This window comes from Streptococcus parasanguinis (genome assembly GCF_047465465.1).
Classification (GTDB): domain Bacteria; phylum Bacillota; class Bacilli; order Lactobacillales; family Streptococcaceae; genus Streptococcus; species Streptococcus parasanguinis_AI.
On record NZ_JASGZU010000004.1, the window covers coordinates 43,982 to 61,170 of the forward strand.

Annotated in this window: 13 protein-coding genes; all 13 read right to left on the minus strand. The window is 42.6% G+C overall.

Features of this window, described 5'->3' with window-relative positions; genetic code table 11:
* Window positions 1-94: 94 nt before the first annotated feature.
* The gene (locus QM351_RS07650; protein WP_003010011.1) at window positions 95-325 is read right to left on the minus strand and encodes a GlsB/YeaQ/YmgE family stress response membrane protein; all 231 of its coding nucleotides are present in this window, start codon (window positions 323-325) and stop codon (window positions 95-97) included.
* Window positions 326-334: 9 nt separating this feature from the next.
* A complete protein-coding gene (locus tag QM351_RS07655) occupies window positions 335-1,576 on the minus strand; it encodes an aminopeptidase (protein WP_254728352.1) in 1,242 nt (413 codons plus the stop codon).
* A gap of 254 nt (window positions 1,577-1,830) precedes the next feature.
* Complete coding sequence (locus tag QM351_RS07660) at window positions 1,831-4,683, minus strand: AAA family ATPase (RefSeq protein ID WP_414327136.1); 2,853 nt, start codon at window positions 4,681-4,683, stop codon at window positions 1,831-1,833.
* A 172-nt stretch (window positions 4,684-4,855) separates the two neighbouring features.
* Complete coding sequence (locus QM351_RS07665; RefSeq protein WP_173019412.1) at window positions 4,856-5,005, minus strand: hypothetical protein; 150 nt, start codon at window positions 5,003-5,005, stop codon at window positions 4,856-4,858.
* A 14-nt stretch (window positions 5,006-5,019) separates the two neighbouring features.
* Entirely contained in the window at window positions 5,020-5,697 is a 678-nt protein-coding gene (locus tag QM351_RS07670) for a hypothetical protein (RefSeq protein ID WP_254728346.1), read from the minus strand.
* Between the two features lie 37 nt (window positions 5,698-5,734).
* Complete coding sequence (locus QM351_RS07675; protein ID WP_254728345.1) at window positions 5,735-6,013, minus strand: type II toxin-antitoxin system YafQ family toxin; 279 nt, start codon at window positions 6,011-6,013, stop codon at window positions 5,735-5,737.
* Entirely contained in the window at window positions 6,006-6,269 is a 264-nt protein-coding gene (locus tag QM351_RS07680) for a type II toxin-antitoxin system RelB/DinJ family antitoxin (RefSeq protein ID WP_009732165.1), read from the minus strand. The genes QM351_RS07675 and QM351_RS07680 overlap by 8 nt, the downstream gene beginning before the upstream one ends.
* 101 nt (window positions 6,270-6,370) lie before the next feature.
* Entirely contained in the window at window positions 6,371-8,248 is a 1,878-nt protein-coding gene (locus QM351_RS07685) for a DUF262 domain-containing protein (RefSeq protein WP_254728344.1), read from the minus strand.
* Entirely contained in the window at window positions 8,242-9,552 is a 1,311-nt protein-coding gene (locus QM351_RS07690; protein WP_070590437.1) for a DUF262 domain-containing protein, read from the minus strand. The genes QM351_RS07685 and QM351_RS07690 overlap by 7 nt, the downstream gene beginning before the upstream one ends.
* 96 nt (window positions 9,553-9,648) lie before the next feature.
* Window positions 9,649-14,043: a PolC-type DNA polymerase III gene (locus tag QM351_RS07695; protein WP_414327137.1), complete on the minus strand. Its 4,395-nt coding sequence runs from the start codon at window positions 14,041-14,043 to the stop codon at window positions 9,649-9,651.
* A 338-nt stretch (window positions 14,044-14,381) separates the two neighbouring features.
* Complete coding sequence (locus QM351_RS07700; RefSeq protein ID WP_414327138.1) at window positions 14,382-14,633, minus strand: hypothetical protein; 252 nt, start codon at window positions 14,631-14,633, stop codon at window positions 14,382-14,384.
* Window positions 14,634-14,774: 141 nt separating this feature from the next.
* On the minus strand, window positions 14,775-15,329 hold the full coding sequence (locus QM351_RS07705) for a hypothetical protein (RefSeq protein WP_414327139.1): 555 nt from the start codon (window positions 15,327-15,329) through the stop codon (window positions 14,775-14,777).
* A 238-nt stretch (window positions 15,330-15,567) separates the two neighbouring features.
* Window positions 15,568-17,187 (minus strand): hypothetical protein, encoded by a 1,620-nt coding sequence (locus QM351_RS07710; protein WP_414327140.1) that lies wholly within the window; start codon window positions 17,185-17,187, stop codon window positions 15,568-15,570.
* Between the last annotated feature and the right edge of the window lie 2 nt (window positions 17,188-17,189).

Here is a 17,189-nt window from a genome sequence, read left to right on the forward strand (position 1 = left end):
TCCATCATACCTGATTTTACTTTGATGATCAAGTTTTGACCAAAAAAGAGGTTGGAAGATTTCCAACCACTCTATCTGTTTTAGCAAGTTAAACCTAGCTTCCTCTTTCCCAGAAGATGGCTAATAAAATCATGGCACCAAGAATCGATGGGATAATCGCTGTACCGTTTAGGCTTGGTCCCCAAGCACCAAAGAGTAATTGTCCTAAAAAGGCACCAATCCAGCCCAGGAACATTTTCCCAAAACATCCCATGCGTTCGCCACGATTGGTGATAGCTCCAGCTAGAAGTCCGATCAAAAGACCGACAAACATACTTCCAATCATAGTTTCTCCTTAAATTGCCCAATCTCCATTACGGAAGAGTGGTACGCGTGTTCCATCCTCACGGATACCGTCGATATCCATTTGGCTTGAGCCGATCATGAAGTCAACGTGGACGTCTGAGCGGTTGAGCCCGGCTGCTTCGAGTTCTTCTTCTGTGAACTCTGCGCCCCCTTCTACGCTGGTTGCATAGGCTGCCCCGATGGCCAAGTGGTTAGAGGCATTTTCATCGAAGAGGGTATTAAAGAAGGTAATGCCTGATTGGGAAATTGGACTTGGATCTGGGACGAGGGCACATTCACCCAAGGCACGCGCTCCCTTGTTTTTGAAGACCAAATCTTTCATGACTTGATCGCCTTTTTCTGCTGTGATATCCACAATTTCTCCATTTTCAAAGGTCACTTTGATGCCTTCGATGATGTTCCCATTGTAGCTAAGCGGTTTTGTGGAAGTGACATAACCTTCTGCACGACGGAAGTCAGGAGCTGTGAAGACCTCTTCTGTCGGCATATTTGGCAAGAAGCCTTCGCCTTGGGCATTGATAGCTCCAGCAGATTCCCAAACATGGTTTTTCGGCAAACCAAGAGTCAAATCGGTGCCTGGTGCTGTGTAATGAAGGGCTGAGAATTGTTCTTTATTAAGCATCTCCGCCTTGCTCTTGAGAATAGCTGCATGCTCTTCCCAAGCCTTGACTGGATCTTCTTCGTACACCCGGCAGGTCTTGAAGATTTGATCCCAAAGGAGATCCACTGCTTCTTCGTCGCTCGCCGCATTTGGGAAGACTTTTTTCGCCCATTCTAAACCAGCTGCTGCAGCAACGGTCCAGCTGACCTTGTTGGATTGAGTGGCGATGCGCATTGGTTTCATAGCCATGCCCAAAGCCTTGGCAGAAGCAGAAAGCTTCTCTGCATCAACGCCGTTCAAGGCACCTGGATCAGAAGAACGGACACCCAAACGACTGGCCTTGTGTTCCAAGAGGTAGTTCATTTCCGCAATCTTGTAATCTGGCACATTGTCCAAGCGATCCATCGGTGCATGGAGGAATTTCTCCCGGGTCGTAAAATCATCTGCCCATTGGACAATGACTTCGTGGGCCCCCAAGGCATAGGCTTCCTTCACAATCAAGTGAGCCAATTCTCTTTGTTCCACATCAATGTTCAAGACCAAGGTATGACCAGGTTGAACGTTGATGCCGTTCGCAACCAATAATTTAGCATATTTTTCGAGGTTTTCTTTAAAATTTGGTAAAACCATTGTTTTCTCCTTCATAAGTGAATGATCTTCTCCTAGTATACCATAAGTCCATGCAAAAAGAGAGTGGGACAGAAATAGGTAATTCGTTAGAATTCGATTTCGTCGTCCCACCTCCGCACAGTTGAGTAGGGCTGTAAAAGCTGATGAAATCAGCGTAGTAGAGCCCACTCAACCACTGCGTCTTGCTCGACAATCCAAAAATAATTGAGAGGCTAGGACTTTTGTCCCAGCCTCTTTTTCTTGTTCCTTCTAGCTTAAGGAAGAACATAGCCTTGATCATCTACCGTATGGGGATGTTCAGAATTGCCATTCTCCCTCAAGGCTTCCAAATCTTGATCCAAAATCGAATTGTAATCCGTACTACCTTCACGGGTTACCCGAGTCGATACTTGGCGCAAGAGTTTTTCATTAAGATTGCGGACCCAGCGACCATTACTATGATCATTGGCACGCATATAATTCTCTCTGACGATCTCTCCATAAAGAGCTTCATTGACTTGGTAGCCTTGCTTGCGCAATCCCAACAGACCGATCTCGACGATCTCATCTGGACTATAGTCTTCAAAATCAAATGTAGTCGGGATCCGACTTTGCAAACCAGAATTGACCTGCAAGAAGTCATGCATCTCTTTCGTGTAACCGGCAAAGATTATAACGATATCGCGACGGTGGTCCTCCATAAATTTGAGGACTTCATCCAAAGCTTCCTTCCCAAAATCATCATTTGAACCGGTAAAGAGGGTATAGGCCTCATCGATAAAGAGGACCCCACCCAGTGCACTCTCCAAAACTTCACGCGTCTTCAAAGCTGTTTGACCTTGGTAGCCTCCAACCAGATTGCTCCGCGAAACTTCGATGAATTTCTTCTGATTGATCACCCCTTTTTGGAAGAGGATATTGCCTAAAATGCGGGCAACGGTGGTCTTCCCTGTACCGGGATTTCCAAGAAAGAGAGAGTGCAAGGTCGTGTCTTCGACGATGCCACCTTGTTCAGCCCGTTTTTGGTTGAACTCAGCCATGGCTACGAACTGTTCCACTTGCTCTTTCACCTTGGCAATGCCAACCAAACGATTGAGGGCGGCCATCCCATCTTCTTCCTTGTCGGCTCCTGCCTGGTACTTGCCTTGGTTAAGGACAGCATCGATATCGCTATTGAGGATGGTCTCAATATCATCGGAACCTTGGGCCACCACCCGATCTGCCATGGTCTTGGTCAATTGCTCATCCAGGTTACGGATCCAGCGACCATTGCTCTTATCTAGAGAGCCATCATAAGCCCGCTTAACATGTCGTGCATAGTAATCCCGGTCTTCGAGCTTGTAGTCCCCTTTGCTTAGGATCATTTCGCCCAGCTGGACAATCTCATCTCCTGTAAAATCTTCAAAGATGAAATTATTTGGCACCCGAGAACGGAGTCCTGGATTGGTCTTTAAGAACTCCTCCATTTCCTTGGTATAACCGGCAAAGATAATCATGATGTCATCGCGATTGTCCTCCATAAATTTGAGGATGGTATTGATCGCCTCGATCCCAAAGTCCGCACCGCTGTCCTTTTTATCCAAGCTATAGGCTTCATCAATAAAGAGGATGCCCCCACGCGCTTTTTCGAGCAGGGCCTGGGTCTGTTCAGCTGTTCCTCCAATATTCGAAGAGATCAGATCGGACTCCGTTGCTTCCACGAAACGGAATTCCTCTCCTGAGAGGACACCTGCATCAAAGAGCACTTGTCCCAACAGACGGGCCACAGTGGTCTTTCCTGTACCAGGGTTTCCCATAAAGGCTGCATGGAGTGTTTGCTTTTCAGGAGCCTTGCCACTAGCGATTCGTTTCTTGTTAAATTCCACCATGTTGATCATTTTCTTGATCTCATGTTTGACTTTTTCAAGACCGATCAGGCTATTGAGTTCCTGAAGAGCATCTTGTTTCTTCTCTGGCCCAGAGTCCCTTGCTGTAGTTGATGCCACCGTTGCATCCGTCGCCTGTCCCGTAGCAACGACTCGCGCATTGCCCATGGCCACTTCTCTACCAATGAGATAGTCACAGCCATCCTCGATTTCCTTAGTCAGATCACGCGCATCCCCCTGGCTATAGGTCATGATGCCTACCTTCGCAAAGGCTCCACCTTGAAGCCGTATATTAGGATCCGCAATCTTATGACAAATCATATGCTCAGCCATCAGCACACCATCATTGAAAACGCCAAATGAAATGGTTTGGGCATTCTCATTCAAGAAGGTCGTTTCCCCAGTCAAAGAAGCAAAGGACTCTTCATAGACGCATAAAAATTCTGTAAATGTCGCCTGGTGAGCTCGGATCATACTATTGTATGAATTGATGGAGGTCATACGATCCGAATCCGAATTGAATTGAACATTGTTGTCAAGACAGATTCCAGTGCCTGTAGGCAACTCTATTTTACAGTTTTCAGATTCCCAGATGACATTCCTCAACCAAACTGGTGGAAAATCATTTTCCAGATCTCCACCTGTAATCGTTGAATTTTTTGCGATCACTTCTGAGTCCTTGGCATGGATCGTATTATTCCCAAATTTTTCAATATGGACATTTTCTAAGGTCAACTTGGAGCCTTCTGACAGATCTATCTTAGAAAAAATCGTTGAATTGCGAATGGACAATTCCGAAGCGGACATACCGATGGCACTTTGGTGTTTTTCTGGAACCTTCATTCCGACTCCTTCCAGTGTCAACTTCGAATGCGTATCCATATAGATAAAAAATTCACTATTTGTCGGAGTGGTGATTTCAAAATAGACCTGTTTACAGGTGATGTCTGAGCTATTCCATAAGATCAATGTAGTATAATTCCCACCAACTTTAAACCACAAGTCTTCAAACGTCACCTGAGCTCCCTCTACAAATCGGAAGGAAGCCTCAATGATGTTGTTAAACATGCGCCCATTACCATTTGGATTTGGAACCACATGCCCCACGAAATGAAGGTTTTTGTCGATCTCGATCACTTTATTTGTCGGCCATTGAAAGACATACCCATTTTCAAACTCGATGGTATCCCCATCCTGCGCTTTTTCAAGTGCATCCATAAAGTTCCAACTATTGTTGTAAGGACCTACTAAATATCTTGCCACGCGCTTCTCCTCTGTTTCATTTTTTTGGAAGAACATCCATTGTTTTTCTGTTTCCTGTTTACAAACACTTGTCACTAAAAATTGTAACACAATCCAGATCCAAAGAAAACACTTATCCGGTCTAAACGGACTTAAAAACCTCTATTTTCAAAAAGAAAATAGAGGCTATCATCTAATCTTTCAAGGCTGAACATAAGCTGGCTAGAGCAATTGCTCCCGAGAGCATGGCGGTGGAAAGGAGCAACACATGGTCTGCCACTTCTAGCTTGTAGACAAAGACTTTTTCAGCTGGTTTGTCTTCCGCAAAAATGTCAACCTTCATGTTCTATTCCTTTCTTAGTCATCCTCCTCACCCAGATAGAGACGTCGTGCTTCTGGGCTGTTGCTAAGAATATCGAGATAGGTTTCATAAGCATCGGGCAAGGGCTTTCCCAAAGAGATATCTAGCTCTGGATTCACATTTTTCCCATAGAGAGAGCAGAGATAAAGACGTTCATTGAGCGTTGGAAAAACTTCGAGAGACATGAGCTCAGCCTGACCGACCCGCTCCCAATCTTGCTCTTGGATATCTGGTAGGATATAGGCTTGGAAGAGTCCCATTAGAGGATTATCCTCTGCTTGGCCACTTTCCTTGTCCGCCTGAACCAAGGAAAGCCGTTGGCCAAAACCAGTTACTTGGCGCTCCCGTCCCTTCACCGAAACCGTAATCGGATGCCCTCCCATATGGCTATAAATCCATTCTTTGGGTAACCGATAATCTATGAGAGGGTCAAGATCTTTGACAATCCTTACAGGACTAGAGCGTAGAAACTGACGAGTGACTGCTTTACAAAAGAGAATATTCTCCTCTTTCAAGGTCACTCCCTTCCAGCTATTTTCCTCCTTGAAATGGTTAAAAAATACCAGATAGGGCTCTCTCACCATTTGTGCTAAGACATAGACGCCATTCCGTAGGCGAATGGAAATGACTTTCCCCGACTTCCAGGGTATTGCTCTTTTTTTCTTTTCTATCATTAGCCAACCTCAAACTGAGCGAGGATCGTTGAATCCATCAAAATAAATCACTGTGACTTCCTGTCCTCAGCAAGTTTAAAATCAATTCGTCCTTATCTACTTTGTAAACCAAAAGCCAATCCGGCTGGATATGACACTCCCGAACACCTTGGAAATGCTTGGAATCAGTCAATTGATGGTCACGATATCTGACAGGAAGTTCTTTTTCTTGAACCAGAAAATTCAAAACTTCTTCTAACAAGTCTGCCTTCAAACCACACTTCATTGCCAACTTAAAATCTTTTTTAAACTGTTTATGATAACGAATCTTAAGCACGCAGGTCCTCCATCAAGTCTGAGACTGATTCAAAGGGTTGACTCATATTCCGATTTTGCTCTACATCCGTTACGACTTGGAGCAACTTCCCATGATCGTCTAATCGAACATCAAAAGGTAAGCCCTGATATTGAATAGCCTGACGGAGGAAAATGTTGATAGCTGTGGTCATATCCATCCCTAAATGATTAAACACTAGTTGGGCCTGCTCCTTAACCTCACTATCCAAACGGATACTCATGCTCGTCTTTGACATATTCTCACCTTCTTTCTATTGATTATTGTAACAAAAAAGAAGGCTATTGTAAATCTATTAGATATACAATAGCCTTTTGAAATTAATGATCAAGGCAATTCTTATGACTTACTTTCTATGAATCTTTTGACCATAGGTAAAATTTCTTTTTCAAGTCCTTTTATTTGATACGATTCCCATTTAGTTTTTTCTGTTATATTAGCCATTATTTGTAACTTTAGACTCTGACGATCAAAAATTCCTTCCCACTGTTTATATTTTGCACTCGGGACTAAATTTCCAAATTTTGAATTTTGACTATCTGTAATGATACAAAGGTTCCCAAAAGAGTGTAAGAATTGATCATCCATTTTCTCAATTTTTTCATCACTATTTGGATGTTGTGGGAACCAATGCTCTATGGAACGACGATAAGCAAATTTGAAATGATCAAATTTAACACCTTTATACTTCCTTCCTAATTCTTCACGGTTTTTCCATAAGATGTAATCAACAAAATTGAATGCATAAACAGGAATATCACCATATTTTTTGAGCATATCTTCCTCGGTGAACAATCTTCCCTCAGCATATCTTACAGCCATTATTTCAAGAAAATCCTTAAAATAAGAACCAAATTCCGGTTGATCTAACTCTTCAATATGGTTGAAGAGGAATCGCAAACTTTCATATAACCAACGACTATCACGATTGGCAGTGAAAGTCACAGCAAACATAGATTGAAGAAGAATGATGTTTTTGTTCATTTCTGAATCTGAAAATGTATTCTTAGTAAAGCGTTCTTCAACTATGTAATGCTCTTTTGCTTTTCCATTTGGCTGGTATTCATAGTAAGTACCCTTCTGCAAAAACCATTCATCCTTATTTCTGCTTGAAGAATCCATATTTGAATTTCTAACAATGAAATTATCAAAAATATGTTTCATTCTAAGAAGGAATTCACTGAACTCAATAACCCAAGTCTCATTTTTATTTTTTATATCAAATAGAGTTAAGAGTTTCTTATCATCTAACTGAACCTCACTGGTATCCTTACCTTCCCAAATTGCCAATACATGGAGTAAAAACGTCGGAAAATCAATAACTTGGGTATAGTCACCAAAATCTTTTTCTGATTCTGTAATTTTTTCATTGACCTTTATTCCTAATATATCTGATAACTTTCTTCTTTCATTTTGATAAAAATCAATGTCATCATAAATATTATGAAAGGAGTAATTTGAAAAGTGCCATCCGAAAATACGTTCACGCTCCTGAAAATTATCTGCCCTCTTCCGCCTCATCTTAAATTGACTTGCTACTGGCTTATCAAACTCTGCGCAAGCATCCCAGATTCTTGCAAACTTTTGAGCCATTTCTTGATCTATACCGAACTTAGCCATCATTTGCGCCTTAAGAATCTCATGAGCCTCTAGTTGTTCTCCTCGAGAATTGAAACGTTCGAAATAAAGATTCAAATCTAAATCTTTAGGAAGAATACTACGAAAAATGATGACTTTATTAAAAAGATAATCAACGAAGGGCTGAGGTTCAAGTTGGCGCTCTCCTAGCACTTTTTTCAAGGCATCTTTAGCATGTCTGTAACCTCTAGTTAATTCATTTTCATCGTCCTCAGAAATTTTTTCATTGATAAATAGTTTTTGAATATTATCGTTTGATTTCTTCCGAGCTGGGAAGGTAAGATTGACAGCTTTCAATCTATCAAAACCAAACTCATGCTTCAAAGCTAAGGCAATCAAATTAAGTGCTGTTGTCCGTTGTTGCCCATCTATTATTTTGAAAAGATCATTCTCTTCATTAACAACTAATGTTCCAATATAATAATTGTCTCTCTTTTCTTGAAAAGCATCTGCCACATCGTTCAATAATTGTTCAATTTCATCATAAGTCCAAGCAAAATTTCTCTGATAAAGAGGAATAGCATAGGTATCTTCATTTAACAAACGGTTAACGGATAAGCTTATATGTGTTTCTACCATTTATCTTTTTCCTCTTCTATAATTTGTTCCATCGTATAATTTTCAAATAATTCTCTATCTATCTTAACCATGAAATCATTCGGAGTCACAGCATGGGCTAAAACTTGAAATAGTTTTTGAACTTCTCTTTGTCTGAACTTCCCGCCTGCAGCGTAGTTTCCTACAGTAGCGTCATATATGGCTCGAGACTTCACACGGGGGTAGTAAGCCCAAATAAACAAGGTTTCTACTATTTCCTTTGATAGCTTATCTTTTCCAAATCTCTCCGCAAAGAGAGAACAAATGTTTAGAAACAGATTGTGGCACTTGCGATAGCGCCCCTTTGAACTATTGTAAATTTTTAACATACCTTCAGGGTAATCTGAACCATTTTCTTCACTCTTAGGATCATTAAAAATTCCTAACTGTTTATTTAAAACATCTATATGATCTTTAATCATTTGATGAACAGATTCAATATATTCAAAAAATTTGCTTCCATCTATGATTGGCATAGTAATTGACATAGGGAAGTTTTCAATATGACGATATAATTCTAGGTATGGAAAATTCTGATTTAAATCAACACCTTTAAAATCGTCAATAAAATCTTCTGTAAAACGCAGATAAGAACCATAACGCTTGTTAGTTAGTCCTGTTTCTCCCCTAGACCAACGTCTCATACGGAAAAGATGCTTATCAAATAAATCTTTCAGACTTAAATCGTCATCTTCCACAAACTGCTCCCATTTCTCAACAATTTTTTCATCTTCTGAGTCTTGTTGACGCAGATGATAGGCTTTGAGTAAATCATGAGGTTCTAAAGATTTTCCACGATTATTCTGAGAATCAAATAATTGAAAGGCTTCTGCCAAACGTTCCTCTGGCATGATGATACAAGAAATAGAACAATTTTCCAATAAAAATTCGCAAATATCTTTTGCCTGGCTTGTACCAACCAATTGAGTTAAATTTTCCCACTCGTTATAATTTTCGCTTGCATGATAGCAGGATATCTCTCCAAATTCAGCACCTAAAAGTTGATTAGCGCCTTCATAATCCTTTAACTTTTCTAATGAATGAAGAAACAAGGAAATAGAAATTAGTCGTTGTTGCCCATCTACAATATCTAAGTATCCACCATTATCATGAAAGATAACAGAGCCAACTTGATATTCCTTTTTTTCCATAGCATCTCGTAAATCATAAAAAAGATTACGAATATGCTTTCTGTTCCACTTATAAGGTCTTTGATAAGAAGGAATCCGCAAATTCCCTTCTTTCAATAGCTCTCCAACCTTTTTTGAAGTAAATTGAATACTCATTTTATCTGCCTTTATCGTATTTTTTAAAAAACTACAAATTCATATGAATCTGTAGTTAAGGGTAGCTAATTCTTTTGAATAAAAATCATTTATCCATCAAAACAAATCATCAAACAAACTCAACTGATTATCCTCTGGCATATTGCCCAGAATGCCCATTTCATCCATCTTTTCAACCAGGGTTGAGGAGACACCGCCACGCTTACGGAGCTCCGTCTTAGAAAGGAATTCTCCTTCTTCACGCGCCCGCACGATTTGCTTGGCAACGTTCTCTCCTAGACCATCCATCGCGACAAATGGTGGAATGAGGGTGTCCCCATCGATCAAGAATTCTGTTGCCTGACTGCGATAGAGGTCGAGCTTGCCAAACTTGAAGCCACGCTCCCACATCTCATTGACAATCTCAAGGGTGGTGTAGAGGTCGATCTCTACGTTGGAAGCTTCATTATTCTTGCGTTTCTCAGCTATTTCTTTCATTCGAGCTTTCACGGCCTCCAGGCCAGCTCCCATGGTTTTGATATCAAAGGCCTTGGCCCGAATCGAGAAGTAGGCACAGTAATAATAGAGAGGATGATGCACCTTAAAGTAGGCCACCCGAAGGGCCATCATAACGTAGGCCGCCGCATGGGCTTTGGGGAACATGTACTTGATCTTTCCACAGGACTCGATGTACCACTCAGGAACATTGTTTTCCTTCATGGCTTGGATATAGCCATTGCGCTCTTCTTCTGAGATCTTGAGCCACATGCCTTTCCGCACACGCTCCATGATGGTAAAGGCCATCTTAGGCTTGAGCCCCGCGTGCATGAGGTAGACCATGATGTCATCCCGACACCCGATAACGGTCGATAGATCGGCAATGCCCGCCTTGATCAAGTCTTGAGCATTTCCCAACCACACGTCGGTACCGTGAGACAGACCAGAGAGCTGAAGCAACTCGGCAAAGGTCGTCGGATGGGTTTCATCGACCATGCCCCGAACGAAGTTGGTCCCAAACTCTGGGATTCCCAGCATACCAGTTGAAGTCCCGATTTGCTCCGGTGTCACTCCTAGGATATCGGTCCCTGAGAAGAGGGCCATGACACCTGGGTCATCCATAGGAATATCATTCGGATCAATTCCTGACAAGTCTTGGAGTTTGCGAATCATAGTCGGATCATCGTGTCCCAGGACATCGAGCTTGAGGACGTTCTCATCGATATCGTGGAAGTTAAAGTGCGTGGTCTGCCATTCAGCTGTCACATCATCTGCTGGATACTGGACCGGAGTAAAGTCATAGACATCCATATAGTTTGGAATAACAACGATTCCCCCCGGGTGCTGACCGGTCGTCCGCTTGACCCCAGCGGCACCTTGGGCCAGACGTTCGACCTCAGCATCTCGGTAGTACTTGCCGTAGTCTCGCTCATAGCCTTTCACAAACCCATAGGCAGTCTTGGCCGCGACGGTACCTACTGTTCCTGCCCGGAAGGCATATTCTTCCCCAAAGATATCGCGAACATCCAAGTGGGCACTCGGCTGGTCTTCCCCTGAGAAGTTCAAATCGATATCGGGTACCTTGTCCCCATCAAAACCAAGGAAGGTCTCAAACGGAATGTCTTGGCCGTTTTTGCTGAGCTTGTGGCCACAGTTTGGACAATCCTTATCCGGCATATCAAAACCAGATCCATAAGAGCCATCAGTGATGAACTCACTGTACTGGCACTGGCTGCAGACATAGTGAGGCGAGAGCGGATTAACCTCCGTAATCCCAATCATGGTCGCGACAAAGCTGGATCCAACGGATCCACGCGATCCAACCAGGTAGCCCCGCTCATTGGAACGATGCACCAGCATTTGCGAGGCCAGATAAATCACGGCAAAGCCATTCCCCAAGATAGAGGTCAATTCCTTTTCAATCCGCAGATCCACAATATCAGGTAGTGGATTTCCATAGATTTCAAAGGCCTTCTGATAGGTTAACTCGGCAACTGTTTCTTCGGCCTTGTCGATAAATGGCGTATAGAGGTCACCCTTGACCACTTCGACAGGTTCGAAGATTTCTGCCAGGGCATTGGTATTTTCAATGACAATCTTGCGCGCCAAGTCTTCCCCTAAAAAGGCAAATTCATCCAGCATTTCATTGGTTGTACGGAAATGGGCTTTTGGTAGGGGTGCTGGTTGGGCGTTTTCTCCATGGCCGATAGTCCGGTTAATCATGGCCCCTTGCCCGAGACTGCGGACAATGATCTCCCGATAGATCTCATCTTCCGGTTCCAGATAGTGGACATTCCCTGTGGCAAGAACGGGCTTACCTAGGCGATCTCCCACCTCAATCAAGCTCTTTATAATGGTCTGGAGCTCGTCCATGTCCTTGACCTGCTCCTTGGCAATGAGAGGCGCATAGATAGCCGGTGGCATGACCTCGATAAAGTCGTAGTACTTAGCCACTTCGACTGCCGCGTCAACTCCTTGAGAGACGACCGCATCGAAGACTTCTCCTTCAGAACAAGCTGATCCAAGGATCAAGCCCTCTCGGTGGGCATCCAGCACGGTCTTGGGAATCCGTGGGACCCCTTCGAAATACTTGGTCCCAGAAAGAGAGACCAGTTTAAACATATTCTTAAGGCCGGTCTGATTCTTGACATAGATCGTGGCATGCTTGACCCGGGCCTTCTTATAGGAATTTTCATTGATCAGATCGATATTCAAATCCTTGAGATTGGTCACCCCATGCTTTTCTGCTACATCCTTGATAAAGATGAAAAGCAAGCGCCCCGTCGCTTCCGCATCGTAGTTGGCCATGTGGTGGTGCTCCAAGCCTACTCCAAAGCGCTTGGTCAATGGCCCCAAACCATGCCGTTTAAAATCTGGATAGAGGTTGCGGGCAAATTCCAGGGTATCGATGACCGGCTGGGTGATCTTGGGAAGACCATGACGCTCATAGTTGGCATTCATGAAGCCCACGTCAAAGGTGGCATTGTGGGCGACAAGAACGGTTCCCTCACAGAAGGCCTGAAACTCCTTCAAGACCTGCACCAAGGGCTTAGCCCCCCGGACATGCTCATTGGTGATCCCTGTCAATTGGGTCGTAAAGGCAGACAGAGGATGGCCTGGATCGATAAACTCATCAAACTCCTCAATGACATTGCCCTTGTACATCTTAGAGGCAGCGACCTGGATCAAGTCATTGTAAATGGCTGAAAGTCCCGTCGTTTCCACGTCAAAGACCACATAAGTCGCTTCATTGAGGTCCAGATCCACCTCGTTATAGGTGATGGGGACCTTGTCCTCTACGATATTGGCTTCCATCCCATAGATCAGCTGGATTCCAGCTTTCTTGGCTGCTTTAAAGCCATGTGGGAAGCTCTGCACATTGCCATGGTCGGTGATCGCCACCGCCTTGTGCCCCCACTCAGCTGCCTTGGCGATCAGCTCTTCGACTTCCGGCAGGGCATCCATCGTCGACATATTGGTATGCGCGTGGAATTCCACCCGGCGCTCACCCTCTGGCATCAGGTCCTTGCGGGCATAATGCACGACTTCCTGGATGTCTTGGACATTCATAGTCAAGTCGCGCGTGAAATTGTTCATTTCGATATTTCCCCGCACCCGTAGCCAGCTGTTCTTCTTGATCATGTCAAACTTCTGGGCTTCTTCCTCATTTTTGACCCACTTCTGAAGGGAAAAACTCGAGGTATAGTCGGTCATCTTAAAGCTGATCAAGACCCGACCGGTCCGTGTCACCTTGTGCTCCACGTCAAAGACCACTCCCTCAAAGACAATCCGGTTCTCTTCTGTTGTGATCTCGATCATCGGAGTGATCTCAGCCTTGTCTAGCTTAGGTTTAGCCGCCGCCTTCTTAGCCTTGAAATCAAAGGCAGGCTTTTCTTCAACTGCTGGTGGCGGAGCCATCTGGGCCAAGGATTCCATAGCTCGCAAGGTCTCTTCATTGGCTGCTTGGAAAATCTTTTCATTTTCCTCTTCAAAGCGTGCCACTTCTTGCTCTGTCAACTCCTCATCAGACTCCACCCGGCAGGTGAAATGCGGAAAACCAAAGGATTCCAACTGCTTGGCAAGGTTAGGCAAATGGTTCTTACGAAAATGCTCCGTATCAACCGAAGAAGGCCCTGAGATGATCAATTCCTGTCCTTCCGCGCGCACCTGCAAGTCTTGGTAGAGTCCCTTAAAGCCTTGACTAGCACAAGGTCCTTCCTCAAAGACCTCACGGTAGTAGGCCTGCAATAAATCCGCAGTAAAGTCCGGATTGGCCACTTGGATGGTAAAGGTCGCCTGGTTTCCCGTCTTTGAAAATTCATCCTTCAAGCGCTGGCGCAATTCCTTAAACAAATCAATCGGCAAGACTTCCGCAAAAGCAAAGCGGAACTCCCAAACCCGACTGACCTTGTGCACCACGACTTCTTGAATCTCCGCATGCAAAAAGGCACTGGAAGATCGCATATCCAGCGGCATATCCAGCTGATCCATTAAAATTTCAAAGGTGTTGGACATTGTTTCTCCCTTGATCTTGATTCTTTTGCTCGCTTTTGAGCGGCCCGTTTTCTAAGCAAAAACAGACTATTCAAAAACATTCGTAACCTTTATTTTATCACAATTTAAGGATTAATTCGAGGGAGAAGTGAAGACAAAAAAATCACCGCTAGGACGGTGATTTCTCTTCGTCATTTATTCAGTTAGGGCTTATACTTCATCCCCATGATGATTGCCACAACTGCCAAAATAGGCAATAAAATTAACATCCAGATTCCAATCCACATTTCCCGCTTATAAGATTTGTCTAGTCCACTATAGCGTTCAACGTATGATTCTTTTGGACAGCCTGGATTATACTAGACCGTCATGGTCGATCCCAGTGGAAAAGCATCTTGAAAAAGATTGCCCTTTGAGACTGTAGAATTGGTGTAGATGGTTATCCTTTGTGCCATCAAATCGATATCGCTAGCCGCTTGATTCGTTTTCCAAGGAAGTGTTGCCCGCACCACCCGATAATATTTTAGACTATTACGATAGGTCTGACCATCCACTCTATATTCTACAATTGGAGCCACCACAATTTGTGCCCGCTTATAGCCAACTACCACTCCCTCAACGCTCTTTGACGAGAGGGTCTTAATCCTAACTTCTCTTCAAAAATGTCCAAAAAAGAGTACGGTAAACAAGGGAAATCCAATAACAGCCACAGCAATGACTAGAAGTATTCTGATATCAGGCATCCCCATTACCTACTTCATCATAATGTCTGTGATACTCAGACTCATTTTCGTTTCATCTGATATCTTCTCTACGATCGAGCTTTGTTCACTCGTCAAAGGAAGCAACAAAAGAGTCGCTGATTGGGTCGGTAACTTAGGGTTATTCGATAAACTATACTGGACTACTTGATCTTGGTAAACAGATTGGCCATCATAACTCCAGCTAATCTTAAAGGTCGCATCATGATCAAGATTCGTTGTAGTTTTGTTGACCAACATAAATACAGCATATTCCTGTTGTTCTACAGTATAGGTGCTCCCTGTATAATATACAGTGATATCCCCTTGCTCACCAACTTCCGGATGCTCCTTAACTAACTTCTTCCCCAGTTCCATCAAATCTGATGTCTTTCCTTCAAATTGAGGTGCCACTACAAATTTCAAGCCCTTTTCCTCTTTAGCAGATGAGGAGGCTTTTGAGGTTTGCTCTGTTTTGCTTGTGGTCGACTCCTTGGCCTCTTTGTTAGGCTGAGCACAGGCTGTTAAAACAAGCGTACTCGCTAGTAATACTAGCATCTTTTTCATGGAACATTTCCCTTCTTTTAGGCTTGAGTTGGATTTAAAAAACATTTCCTACCATCATACCGAAAATTAGTTTGAAGAATAAGTTCATCACTATGTGGAGATAGTTGTAAACTGAATTATCAAACCACCTTTGGGTGGTTTGATAATTCAGTTATAATCTTGCTAGAAAAACCAAAATTCTGAGTAGTGACGCAGTATTCTTTTGCAAAAAATATCCACAAATTAATAAAATCTATATTTAATCCTCTAAGTATTCTAAACTATCAAGCAATTCATTAACTTCAGGCTCATTTGGATTTTCTTTAGCCGATTGGTTAATTTCTAAATAATCAACATAATTTAATAGTCCATTATTTTGTGTATAATTCGGACTTACTCCATTTTTATAAGCTTCCTTTGACATATCATGAGCACCATATATAGTATTGTATAAATTTAGTGTCTCTTGAGTAATGGTTAAATATTTCATCCCATCATTTTTAGCAAACCATTTATTAAAGCCGTCGGCTTCCTCACCATTTGGATATCTACCTGTTTTGTTTATAATATCATGGTATATTCCTGTCCCAGCATTGAATGGAAAATAATCTGGGTTGTCTCCGTGACTATGATATCGAGAATATGCTTGAGTCATCACAATTCCATAATTAATATCATCATCTAATTTCTCGATTTCATTTGGATGATTTGATATATAGTTAGCAATAAAAAGCAATTCCTCAGAAGTATATCCTTCTTGTCCAATTTTAAAGAATTCTTCTGAATGTACTTTTTTCTTCAATCTATTAAACTCTTTTCTTTCCTCACCAGGATATATACGCCAGTACCGTGACATAATTTCTTTATCTTTATCCGTCAGAGTTTGATTATTTTTTATCTTATCTTGTACTTTTTCATAAGCTCTTTTAGCAACAATTTTGTTCAGAGTAGTTGTATTAACTTGTACATTCGGATAACTTTCTTTCTTATCTTCTATTGTTCTAATTTCTTCATTTGTTAATTCTTTTCCTGAATCTAACTTATCAACGAGAGAACGATATTTCATCTCATCCGCTTTAACTTGACGTACTTCTTTGGTATATTGTAGAATTTCCTGATCTACTACTCCTGGATACTCACTATTATACCGTTCAATTGCTGTAAGATCCGATTCTGTTAGCTCCTCTCCGTTATATAATTTCTGAAGAGCCTTATCATAGGATTCTTGTAGGTTAACTGCACGAGCTTCCCATTTTGTTGCAACAGTGGTAGCCCAATCCGTACTTGTTGTACATTCAAAAGTTCTAGCAGCAAAAGAGACACCTAGGGTATGTTCTGCAGAAGCGATTGTTGCTGCAGCATCATTTGCTGCGGTGCAGGCTGAAGCAGAAGCAGCATCAAAGGCTTTTAAGTGCTCTAATTTCTCAGTAGCTACTCTAATTTGTTCATCCAGTTCAGATGCTTGTATACGTAATGATTCTAATGAAGCTTTCTGTGTATCAGTGAGTTTATCTCTCCGTTCAAAACTTGCAATAGAAGAACTAACTTGCATACTCCCTCTAGTTGCGTTATTAATTTCAGTTTGGAGCTCCTCCTCATCCAAACTCTCTGAACCACATAGCGCTGTATAGGTGTCAGCAAGGTAGTCTGCAGCGTCTGCAACAGCTTCAGAATATATGATACAAGCTTGATAATAGGAAACCATAATTCCTGACGCATAAGTACGCGCAGCATCATAGCCATCTCCTTGTAGTTCATATGAGCCACTAAATGTACTAAAGGCATTAATCAGTTGCTGGTAGCCTGCTACACGCGCTTGGGAAGCGCTTGAAGTTGTAGAGGACATCGTCTGAAGGGCACCGTAGTTTACTTTAACCATCT